10 protein-coding genes are annotated in these 11208 nt (G+C 43.1%); all 10 read left to right on the top strand.

The genetic code is table 11. The annotated features are described in order from the left end of the window. Nucleotides 1–116: 116 nt before the first annotated feature. The 10 genes from FFM78_RS08860 to FFM78_RS08815 are packed head-to-tail and all read left to right on the top strand — an operon-like array spanning nucleotide 117 to nucleotide 11116. Complete coding sequence (locus FFM78_RS08860; protein WP_223877047.1) at nucleotides 117–1088, top strand: FecCD family ABC transporter permease; 972 nt, start codon at nucleotides 117–119, stop codon at nucleotides 1086–1088. Then, nucleotides 1085–2176: an ATP-binding cassette domain-containing protein gene (locus FFM78_RS08855; protein ID WP_137638079.1), complete on the top strand. Its 1092-nt coding sequence runs from the start codon at nucleotides 1085–1087 to the stop codon at nucleotides 2174–2176. Before FFM78_RS08860 ends, FFM78_RS08855 begins: the two co-directional genes overlap by 4 nt. Before the next feature lie 46 nt (nucleotides 2177–2222). Continuing rightward, complete coding sequence (gene hydE / locus FFM78_RS08850) at nucleotides 2223–3287, top strand: [FeFe] hydrogenase H-cluster radical SAM maturase HydE (RefSeq protein WP_137638078.1); 1065 nt, start codon at nucleotides 2223–2225, stop codon at nucleotides 3285–3287. Between the two features lie 2 nt (nucleotides 3288–3289). After that, the gene (locus tag FFM78_RS08845) at nucleotides 3290–4063 is read left to right on the top strand and encodes a nucleotide-binding protein (protein ID WP_137638077.1); all 774 of its coding nucleotides are present in this window, start codon (nucleotides 3290–3292) and stop codon (nucleotides 4061–4063) included. Continuing rightward, nucleotides 4057–5382 carry a nitrogenase component 1 gene (locus tag FFM78_RS08840; protein WP_137638076.1) on the top strand — a complete coding sequence of 442 codons (1326 nt, stop codon included), beginning with the start codon at nucleotides 4057–4059 and terminating at the stop codon, nucleotides 5380–5382. Before FFM78_RS08845 ends, FFM78_RS08840 begins: the two co-directional genes overlap by 7 nt. Then, nucleotides 5379–6539 carry a nitrogenase component 1 gene (locus FFM78_RS08835; RefSeq protein WP_223877046.1) on the top strand — a complete coding sequence of 387 codons (1161 nt, stop codon included), beginning with the start codon at nucleotides 5379–5381 and terminating at the stop codon, nucleotides 6537–6539. Before FFM78_RS08840 ends, FFM78_RS08835 begins: the two co-directional genes overlap by 4 nt. A 41-nt stretch (nucleotides 6540–6580) precedes the next feature. Next, entirely contained in the window at nucleotides 6581–7555 is a 975-nt protein-coding gene (locus tag FFM78_RS08830; protein ID WP_137638075.1) for an ABC transporter substrate-binding protein, read from the top strand. Nucleotides 7556–7584: 29 nt separating this feature from the next. Then, nucleotides 7585–8706, top strand: coding sequence for an ABC transporter substrate-binding protein (locus tag FFM78_RS08825; protein ID WP_137638074.1), 1122 nt, complete (start codon nucleotides 7585–7587; stop codon nucleotides 8704–8706). 49 nt (nucleotides 8707–8755) lie between these two features. Beyond that, nucleotides 8756–9922 (top strand): ABC transporter substrate-binding protein, encoded by a 1167-nt coding sequence (locus FFM78_RS08820; RefSeq protein WP_137638073.1) that lies wholly within the window; start codon nucleotides 8756–8758, stop codon nucleotides 9920–9922. Nucleotides 9923–9979: 57 nt separating this feature from the next. Beyond that, nucleotides 9980–11116, top strand: coding sequence for an ABC transporter substrate-binding protein (locus FFM78_RS08815; protein ID WP_137638072.1), 1137 nt, complete (start codon nucleotides 9980–9982; stop codon nucleotides 11114–11116). The last annotated feature ends 92 nt before the right edge of the window (nucleotides 11117–11208 follow it).

The raw sequence follows: 11208 nt of genomic DNA, 5'->3' as shown, positions 1-11208 counted from the left end.
AGGTCCTTCTTTCTAGTGGAATGTTGTGGTGACACCATTAAAGACCTTTACGGGTTTTTCTGTCCACTAATATGTTCAACTTAAATTTTACAATCTACCTTTGGAAAATAATCCTCGTGCTATTACCAATCCTTGCGGCCGCGGCATCATTGTGTTTTGGCCGTTATGCCATGGCGCCGCTGGATCTAGTTGATGCCATTCATGATCGGATCTTCGGTGGCATGACCGTTTCACCACAGATAACTACTGTGTTGTGGAGTATGCGGCTCCCACGGATCCTATTGGCACTTTTAGCTGGTGCAGGCTTGTCGGCTGCCGGCTGTGCCTTTCAGAGCTTGTTTTCTAACCCTTTAGCAACACCGGATACGATCGGGGTCGCTTCTGGAGCCTCATTTGGGGCTGCATTAGGCCTATTATTGAATTTTGGGTTGTTAGGAGTCCAAGTTGTTTCGTTGATTTTTGGCTTGATTGCCTTAGCGCTGACGATTTTGGCAGGCAGTAACAAAAAACGCAATAACTTAAACAGCATCGTTTTGGCTGGGATCATGATGGGCTCGCTATTTTCAGCCTTAGTTTCACTGATCAAATTTTCCGCTGATCCGGAAAATCAATTGCCAGCAATTACATATTGGTTGATGGGGAGTTTAGATTCAGCTGGCTACGATTCATTGCTATTAGGGGCACCGCCAATTTTGATCGGTTTAGCGATTCTGCTTCTATTACGGTGGCGTTTGAATTTATTACCGCTTAGCGAAGATGAAGCACGTTCGACTGGGGTCAATATTACCTTATTGCGTGGGATCACAATTGTATGCGCCACCATGATTACGGCGTCAGTTGTTTCAATGTGTGGTCAGGTCGGCTGGGTCGGCTTATTAGTGCCCCACATGTGCCGAATGAAATTTGGCAATAATCATACTGTACTTTTACCGGCATCAATCTTAGCCGGCGGAGCCTTTTTAGTGATCGTGGATACGGTTGCCCGTAGTATTTCGGCGGCTGAATTCCCAATTTCGATTTTAACAGCGATCATTGGTGCGCCATTCTTTATTTACTTAATGCGTCGAACAGGAGGCTGGCAACTATGAAATTAACCGTGGAACATGCAGGCTTTGGCTATAAAAAAAGTCTACCGGTGATCAAAGACCTTAATTTCAAGGCAGAATCGGGTAATCTGATTGCTATTTTAGGACCAAATGGAGCCGGTAAAACGACGCTTTTGCGCTGTACCACTGGTCTATTGAAATGGAATCAAGGTCAAAGCTTTTTAGACGGTCAGAACACCAACGAAATGCCAGGTAAGGATATCTGGCAAAAAGTCGCCTATGTGCCGCAAGCTCATGGTAGTTTTGCTGCTTTGACGGTTGAGGACATGATTTTGCTAGGGGCAACTAGTCGGGTCGGGGTTTTCTCGACTCCTGGTCAGAAAGAAAAAGAATTCGTGTTGCAGTTAATGGCTGAATTGGGTATTGAACGCTTATTGCACAAAAATTGTAATGAGATCAGTGGCGGTGAATTACAGATGGTCCTAATCGCACGGGCCTTAGCTGGTAAGCCAGAATTATTGATTTTAGATGAGCCTGAATCTAATTTGGATTTTAAAAATCAATTGATTGTGTTGAATACAATGACCCGTTTGGTGGCTGAGGGAATCTGCGTGATCTTTAATACCCATTACCCGGATCACGCGTTGTCACGGGCCTCGCAATCATTAATTTTACAAAAAGGCGGTCATTCAATTTTTGGTGAAACGTCGAAGATCGTAACCGAAGAAAATATCCGCAAAGCATTCGGTGTTAAGGCTGTTATTGGCCAAACCGAAACTGATGGCCACATTTATCAAAGTGTAGTGCCACTGGAAGTGATCAAGGCCACAGGTGAATGTGAGCCAGTCGCTGATGCACCAATTCAAAAATTAGCACTGATCTCCTGCATTATCAGTGATCCTGCGGCAAAAGTGAAAGTGTTGGCGTTGTGCCAGCAATATGCTGATTTCATTATTGAACACACCGAGAAACCATTACAACAAGGTCAGGTAACTACCGCAACCATCACCATGGAAGCGCCAGCTGCAGAAATCTCAGCCTTAACTCATGAAATTGGTATTTTACCGGGAATTGACGTTAAAACCACAATTTGCGAGAAGCAGGCGTTGGCGCAACAAGCAACATCATGAACCGAGCATCATCAGTGTTGATCGCTCAAGATAGGGAGGAATACTGATGAGCAGTAATCGTGAATTGATCGATCAGTTAAATACAGACCATCAGTTAGCCCACGAACAATGGGTACAATTGATCAGTAGCTTTGATCAAGATGATCAAACTTACGCTACGGAAATGGCCCACCAACTAGCGGTGGCCAAATATGGTAAAAATATTTTTTTCCGCGGCATCATTGAATATACTAATTATTGTCGCAATGATTGTAAATATTGCGGCATTCGCCGTTCTAATCATCAGGTACAGCGTTATCGTTTGACTAAAGAAGATATCTTATCCTGCTGTGCCGATGGTTATGCCAGCGGTTTTCGGACCTTTGTTTTACAAGGCGGTGAAGATATCTTTTTCACCACTGATATGTTTACCGACATTATTGCTACTATTCGGCAGCAATATCCGGATTGTGCCATTACGTTGTCAATCGGTGAAGGCAGCCGTGAAGCTTACCAACAGTATTTTGATGCTGGGGCGAATCGCTTTTTACTGCGCCACGAAACTGCATCGGCGGCTTTATACCGGCGCTGGCATCCGGCGTATCAAAAGTTTGAGCACCGAATGGAATGTTTACGTGAACTCAAGGAGATCGGCTACCAAACCGGTTGCGGCTTCATGGTGGGGGCACCATTTCAAACTGCAGACGTTTTGGCGGAAGACATGGAATACGTTACCGCATTTAAGCCGCAAATGCTGGGGATCGGACCCTTTATTCCACATAGCCAAACACCATTTCGCGATTTTTCACCAGGCAACGAGGAATTGACCTTATTTATCCTCAGCCTCTGTCGTATTTTACAGCCGGATGTTTTATTACCGGCCACCACAGCACTCGGAACGGTTCAGGGTAATGGCCGCCAGCTCGGCGTTTTAGCTGGCTGTAACGTGGTCATGCCCAATCTATCACCGCTGCGGGTACGCAAGCAATACCTGCTTTACGATAACAAAGCCGGGATCAGGGATGATGCCGCCTCTGGGATCAAAAAATTAACCGAACAAATGAACCAAATCGGTTATAAAGTTGTTAGTAGTCGTGGAGATTATCAACCGAATACTGGAAAGAAGGGTTAAACATGCTAAAAATAGCTGTTTATGGAAAAGGTGGTATTGGTAAATCAACAACCGTTTCAAATGTGGCGGCTGCCTTAGCTGATAAAGGATTACGGGTCATGCAGATTGGCTGTGATCCTAAAGCTGATTCAACGATTTTATTGCGTGGTGATCAAGGTGAAATGAAAACTATTTTGGATCTAGTTCGCGAAAATGAAGATCAAAATAGTATTACTTTAGATGATATGGTACGGATCGGCTACAAAGATATTGTATGTGCCGAAGCTGGTGGGCCAACACCAGGGTTAGGTTGTGCTGGTCGTGGGATCATCGCGGCGTTGACTAAGTTAGCTGAAAAGGGTGCCTATGATAAATACAAACCAGATGTCGTCTTATACGATGTTTTAGGTGATGTGGTCTGTGGTGGTTTCAGTATGCCGATGCGTCCTGGCTACGCTGACTACGTTATGGTGGTCACTTCTGGTGAAAATATGTCAATTTATGCGGCGGCTAATATTTCGATGGCGGTGGAACAGTTCAAAAACCGGGGCTACGCAAAATTTGCTGGTTTAATTTTAAATCGACGCAAGGTTAAGGATGAAGACGAAAAAGTTGCTGAATTCGCTAAAGAGATCAACAGCAAAGTCGTCGGTAGCATCAACCGTAGTGATTTGATCCAATCCGCTGAAGAACTGAATAAAACCGTTGTCGAAGCTTTTCCAGATTCATCCTTATCAGATGAATACCGTAAACTAGCTGATCAAATCATGGCTAGCTGTGAGGCATTGGTATGCTAAGAAATATTCGCACTGATACTAAACAAATCAGTGTGCCGGTCAGCCAAGCTGAATTTCCTGAACCGTTTCCGATCGGATTAGAATATTCAGCACCAGCGCGCGGCCACTGGACCATTGCGCATGTTGCATTATCGCTACCTGAAGCACACATTATCTACGTTTGTCCCCAAGGTTGTTTACGTGGTGTGGTTCTAACTGCAGCCGAATTAAATGTATCCCAGCGCTTCTCCACCATTGAAGTTGGCGAAGAAAATGTGCTGGAAGGCGATATGGAAGATCAAGTGATCGATGGTGTCGGGCATATTCTCGAAGAATTACCCTACACGCCACCGGCTGTTTTAGTGTTCACCAGCTGCATTCATCAGTTTTTAGGGATCGATCTCAATATGATCTACAGTACTTTGCGGCAACAACACCCTGGCATTCAATTTACAGATTGCTACATGAACCCGATCATGCGTAAAGGTAATTGGAATCCCGATCAAAAAATGCGGCGGCAACTATTTACGTTACTGAAGCCAGCACCACTTGATCAGCACTCTGTTAATATTGTTGGCAATGATTTTCCACTGGATCGCACCAGTGATCTTTATCGGTTGTTAAACGACAATCATTACACTGTCCGCGAAGTGGCGACTAGTCGGAATTACGCGGAGTATCAAAAAATGGCTACCAGCGCTGTTGCCATCACCACGCGCTATCCGGCAGAAGCTGCAGGTAAATTATTACAAACAAAATATGGTCAAAAGTATTTACACCTTCCATTTAGTTATGATTACGCTGAAATTATCGCTAATTTACAAAAATTAAGTGCCGAATTAGGCATTACTTATCAACCAGATCCCAACGCAATTACCGCTACCGATCAGGCTTTGGCGGCTGCCCAGCAGGTGATCGGTGATACTCCGATCGCCATCGACTATACCTTTAGTACCAAAGCATTGGGACTGGCACGGTTATTACTGGATCGTGGCTTTAATGTGACCGATGTTTACGTGGATGAGTTTGATAAAGAAGACCAAGCAGATCTGGCAGCATTAAAGGCTAGCGCACCGAATTTAACCTTGCACCCAACGATCGATGTGGGCATGCGAATTGCACCGCGCCAGAGTTCAGAAAAACTTTTGGCGTTAGGTCAAAAGGCCGCTTACTTTAATGGTAGTCCTTATTTTGTCAATATTGTTGAAGGTGCCGGCTGGTACGGTTTTGATGGTATTCAGCGGATGGCGAAGTTGATGATCGAAGCTTACAACGAACCTAAGGATATTGAATCCGTTATTCAGGTCAAAGGTTTAGGTTGGGGGTGTGGTTGCATTTGAAACATACAGCACAGATTATTTCAACCTATTCGTGTGACACTTCCGGTGTTTGTTCCGCCTTGTACGAATTAGGTGGCATGACCGTAATGCATGATGCTTCTGGTTATGCCGGGATCTACACGACACACGATGAACCACGCTGGTATGAAATGGATAGTCTGATCTTTGTTTCTGGGCTAACTGAAACGGAAGCAATTTTAGGTGATGACGAGAAATTCATTAATGATACTGTGAATGCTGCTAAACGATTACAGCCTAATTTCATTGCATTGACTGGCTCGCCGATCCCAATGGTTATCGGGACTGATTTTCCAGCGTTGGCGCGTGAAATCGAGCTAGCTACCGGGATCATGACCTTTGGCTTCGATACCACGGGGATGAATTCTTATATTTCTGGCGTTGGCTTAGCCTTTGCGGAGTTGGCGAAACGAGTTTGTCAGGAGCCCACTACAAAAAGTGACCAACTAGCGATCAATTTACTAGGAGTTACACCGCTGGACTTCTCGATCAATGACACCGTTGCGTCAATGGAAAAAGTATTGCAAGACCAAGGACTGAAAATACAATCTAATTGGGCAATGGGTGGTTCGTTTGCAGATATCAAAACTGCCAGCGCGGCTCAAGTCAATCTAGTCGTTTCTGCCGGCGGCCTACCTGCAGCTAAAATTTTACAAAAGCGTTTCGGAATACCTTACGTGATCGGTACACCTTATGGGGCTGCCTTTACGACTAAAATTGTTAACGCCATCAAGCAAGCAGCGGCGACAGGTGAGAATCAGTTAGTTTGTCCACCGCAGGGTAATGCCAAAACGGTGATCGTTGGGGAAAGTGTTAACCGGCTTTCACTGGCCAACGCTATATATGATGCAACTGGTGAGGCAGCAACAGTGCTTTGCCCAGTGGATTCGGCACCAGAGCTGTTGACTGATGGCTGTATTTCAGCAGTTGATGAAGATGAGCTTAAACCTTACTTTGCTGAAGCAACCACGATCATTGCTGACCCCTTATATCAGCCGATCTGTCCGGATACTGCCCGGTTCATTCCTGTGCCGCACGAAGGCTTTTCTGGCCGTGTTTATCATGGTTCGATGCCGAATTTAGTGACCGGTTTTGAAAACTTACTAATGAAAATAAATAACGAAACGAAGAAAGGGTAGGTGGGTTCATTATCGAAATTATAGATCAAGCAGGCGTTAAGGTGGCGTTGCCAAACGCGATCCAGCGCATTGGTGTCGTTGGTATCTTACCCTTACCGGCGGTACTAGCCATGTTTTTTGATGTTGCGGACAAAATTGTCACCATTTCGCACCCCAGTATGTTAGCGGCGCAACACGGTCCATTAGCGCAGCTTTATCCCGAAATTTTAAAGGCGGATGATAGCTTTAATCCTGGCCTCGATGTGGACACGACTGCACTTAAAAAACTGGCGCCAGATGTGGTCTTTTATCGGGCTGAAGCCACTGCTATGCAGCAAAAATTAAGGGCCGCTGGGTTTACGGCCGTCGGTATTTCGACGGAAAGTTGGAACCATGATCCGATCGAAACTTTGCGACAGTGGATCATGTTGTTAGAAAAAATATTCCCGAAGAATGCGAAAGCACAGATCGTCGCCGATTACAATATTGCTATGCGCGATCGTGTGCAACAACGCGTTAGTCAAATCAGTCCAGAACAGCGTAAAACTGTCTTTTTCCTTTCCCAATACAGTGCAACCAGATGCGCAACTTCTGGACGTACGCATTGGGGCCAATATTGGGCCGAAACCGTTGGTGCTAAAAATGTGGTGAACGATCCGGGTGGTGCCATTCAGGTAACCATGGCGCAAATCAACCAGTGGAATCCTGAGATCATTTTCATCACTAATTTCACACCAGCACAACCGACTGATCTGTATAACAATACGATTGGTGATTATGACTGGAGCAAAGTTGCCGCAGTTAAAAATAAACAAGCTTATAAAATGCCGTTAGGAATGTACCGCAGTTATGCACCAGGTGGCGATACACCGTTGACGCTGTTGTGGATGGCAAAAACCGTTTATCCAACACAATTTGCGGATATCAATATTATTGAAGAAACGAAAACTTACTATAAAAAGGTGTTCAACGTTACTTTAACGGATCAGCAGGCCGCGAAGATCTTCAAGCCATCATCGGCCGCTTCCGCTTATTAACGTTAATCTAGTTGGGGGAACATGGGGTTATGAAAAAGTGGGTCAAATCGCTGATCACATTGTTGGCAATTGTAACGTTAGTAGTACCGCTTGCTGGGTGTGGTAGCGGTAATAAAAGTAGTGCTAAAAGTCAAAGCACCACAACTAGTAAAACAATTACTGATGAAGCCGGGGATAAAGTACAGATACCTAAGAAAGTTAATCGCATTGCAGTTTTAGTTTTACCGTTGCCTTCTTTTCTGGCAGTATTCTTTAATGCAACTAAAAAAATTGTGACAATGCCACAACCCAGCATGGCGGCTGCAAAAAATAGTTTGTTATCTGAGTTATACCCGGATATTTTGAAAGTTAATACCAAATATAACAAAGGAACCGACATCAACATCGAAGAGTTAAAGAAATCTAAGCCTGATGTTGTACTTTATAATGCTGACGATACGCATATGAAGAAGAAATTACTAAACGCAGGTTTTACCGCAGTTGGTTTTTCAATGAGTAATTGGCATTATAATGCGATGGAAACGCAGAAGCACTGGATCGCGTTATTATCTAAAATGTTCCCAGAAAACAATAAGGTTAAGCTAGTTGACGACTATAGTGATAAAATCACAAATTTAGTACAAAAAAGAGTTAAGAAAATTAGTCCAGCCCAGCGCCAAAAAGTACTTTTCTTATTCCAATACGATAATTCCATGATAGTGACTTCTGGAAAAGATAATTGGGGTCAGTATTGGGCGGATGCTAGTGGCGCTATTAATGTTAGCAAAGGGCTTAAAGGCGCAGCAACAGTCAACATGGAACAGATCTATAAATGGAATCCGCAGCGAATTTTTATCACTAATTTTACTACGGCACAACCGGCGGATTTATATAACAATACGATTGGCAATTATGACTGGAGTAAGGTTGCCGCAGTCAAAAATAAAAAAGTCAGTAAAATGCCTCTAGGAATGTATCGTGGGTATACACCTGGTGCTGATACACCAGTGACATTACTGTGGATGGCTAAAACGGTCTATCCAGATCAGTTTAAAGACATCAATATTCTTAAAGAAACCAAAGCTTACTACAAAAAGGTGTTCAACGTTACTTTAACGGATCAGCAGGCAGAAAAAATTTTTAAAGCACCTTCTGCCGCTTCCGCTTATTAATTAGATCAATAATGAAATTATTCAAATTTATTTTGGGGGGTAGTTTGACATGAGCAAACTTAAAAGAAGAATCATCACGATAGTGGCAGCAATAACCATGGTTTTACCATTTGCCACTTTGGGGAACAGTGCATCAACTAATGCCGCCAGTACCGTTAATGCGGCAGCAACTAGTAAAACGGTGACAGTTACCGACCAAGCTGGGGATAAGGTAACTGTACCTAAGAACAGTAAACGAATTGCCGTTGTCGGCATCTGGCCGTTGCCAGCTGTCATTACAACTTTCTTCAATTCATCCAGCCGTTTAGTTTACATGCCACAAGCTAGTATGGCTGCGGCTAAAAACGATTTACTATCTGAATTGTATCCTAATATTACCAAGGTCAAAGCAGTCAATGATAATGGTGGGGCAACTTTCAATACTGAAGAATTAAAGAAAGCTCGGCCAGATATTGTTTTCTATACAGCAGAAAATCCTAAAACTAAAGCAAAATTGGAACAGGCTGGTTTTAAGGCAGTTGGTGTTTCTACTAGTAAATGGCATGGTAACACAATTGAAACTTTGGATAACTGGTACAGTCTGCTTTCTAAGTTGTATCCGCAAAAGAAGAGCCAGGCAAAGGTTATCAAGAACTACAGTGACAAAACGTACAATCGCGTTCAAAAACAAGTTAAAACCATCCCAACTTCTCAGCGTAAGAGCGTCTTCTTCTTACACCAGTACGCTGCTAGCACACTTTCTACAGGCGGTTCCAACTCGTTTGCCGATTATTGGGCTAAAGCTACTGGCACAAAACAAGTCGTTAAAAATGCTGGTGCCGGCAATGGTTTAGCCGTTACGATGGAACAAATTTATAAGTGGAATCCACAACTGATTTTTGTCACTAACTTTACAACCGCTCAGCCAAAAGATTTGTATAACAATACGATCGGTAACTATGACTGGAGCAAAGTTGCTGCTGTTCAAAATAAACATGTTTATAAGATGCCACTAGGAATGTATCGTAGCTACACACCAGGTGTTGATACACCACTTACTTTGTTATGGATGGCCAAGACTGCTTATCCAAGCAAATTTAAGGATGTCAATATGGTTAAAGAGGCCAAAACTTACTATAAGAAAGCCTTTAAAGTTAACTTAACTACAAAACAGGCTAAGTCGATCTTTAATCCATCTTCTGCAGCTGGGAAGTCAACAATTTCTACACAACAATAAGCAGTAGATCTACAAGCTCGGGGCAATACGTGAAATTATTTTTGGGGGAAACTTGACATGAACAAATTAACCAAACGCATTATCACTTTACTGGCAGTACTAGTGATGGTTCTGCCGTTAGCCACTTTTGGCAACCGCGCTGCTAGCAGTGTTCAGGCGGCAACTACTAGTAAAAGCACCCACGTCATTACTGATCAGGCCGGTAATAAAGTAGCCGTACCGAAAAAAGTTAAACGGGTCGCTGTGGTCGGTTCTGTTTGGCCATTACCATCAGTTATCGCTGTCTTTTTCAACTCGGCCGATAAAATCGTTAGCATGCCGAAACCAAGTATGGTTGCAGCCAAAAGTAGCTTACTATCTGAATTATATCCAGGTATTTTAAAGTCTAAAACGAGTTCTAATGATGGCGTCAGCATCAACACCGAAGAACTTAAAAAGTCAAAACCTGACGTTGTCTTTTACGGTGCTGACGATCCTAAACTAGGTAAACAATTACAAAGCGCTGGTTTTGCTGCAGTTGCCGTTTCTGTCAGCAAGTGGCATTTTGATACGATTGCGACCCAAAATCACTGGATCGATCTATTATCGAAGATCTTCCCGAAGAACAACAAGGCAAAAGTGGTCAAAGATTACAGTAACCAAGTTTACCAACGTGTTCAGAAAAAGGTCAAAAATATCAAACCAGCTGATCAACAAACTGTTTTCTTCTTACGTCAGTATAGTAGTAGTGCCATTACAACTGGTGGGGTCGATTCATTTGGTCAATATTGGGCTAAAGCAATTGGTGCAAAAAACGTTGTCAATACACCTAATTCAAATAATTCAACCATTGTAAATATGGAACAGATCTACAAGTGGAATCCAGACAAGATCTTGATCACTAACTTTAACACTGCTCAACCTAAAGATCTGTATAACAACACTGTAGGTAACTTTGATTGGAGCAAAGTTAAGGCCGTTAAGGACAAACAAGTTTATAAGATGCCATTGGGGATGTACCGTAGTTACACACCAGGTATTGATACGCCACTAACGCTATTATGGATGGCAAAAACTGTTTATCCAAAACAATTTAAAGACGTTAATATCATCAAAGAGACTAAAACGTATTATAAGAAAGTCTTTAAGATCAATTTGACGGATAAACAAGCCAACAAGATTTTTAATCCAGGTAAGTCAAGCTGGAAAAATTAAGGAGTGAACGACCATGAGCCTAAATGTAACCCAAACAGGTAAAGACAGTTACAGTGGCTTCTTGGACCGTCAGCTAAGAAATTGTCAACATA

It is taken from the genome of Loigolactobacillus binensis, from assembly GCF_005405165.1.
Classification (GTDB): domain Bacteria; phylum Bacillota; class Bacilli; order Lactobacillales; family Lactobacillaceae; genus Loigolactobacillus; species Loigolactobacillus binensis.
Note: the sequence above shows the minus strand (reverse complement) of the source record. Positions and strands in the feature narration are given on the sequence as shown.

What these genes read in the sequence shown, in the direction of transcription:
- FFM78_RS08855 (WP_137638079.1), top strand. Translation starts at nt 1,085, where the DNA reads ATGAAATTAACCGTGGAACATGCAGGCTTTGGCTATAAAAAAAGTCTA.
- FFM78_RS08815 (WP_137638072.1), top strand. Translation starts at nt 9,980, where the DNA reads ATGAACAAATTAACCAAACGCATTATCACTTTACTGGCAGTACTAGTG.
- hydE (WP_137638078.1), top strand. Translation starts at nt 2,223, where the DNA reads ATGAGCAGTAATCGTGAATTGATCGATCAGTTAAATACAGACCATCAG.
- FFM78_RS08820 (WP_137638073.1), top strand. Translation starts at nt 8,756, where the DNA reads ATGAGCAAACTTAAAAGAAGAATCATCACGATAGTGGCAGCAATAACC.
- FFM78_RS08840 (WP_137638076.1), top strand. Translation starts at nt 4,057, where the DNA reads ATGCTAAGAAATATTCGCACTGATACTAAACAAATCAGTGTGCCGGTC.
- FFM78_RS08845 (WP_137638077.1), top strand. Translation starts at nt 3,290, where the DNA reads ATGCTAAAAATAGCTGTTTATGGAAAAGGTGGTATTGGTAAATCAACA.
- FFM78_RS08825 (WP_137638074.1), top strand. Translation starts at nt 7,585, where the DNA reads ATGAAAAAGTGGGTCAAATCGCTGATCACATTGTTGGCAATTGTAACG.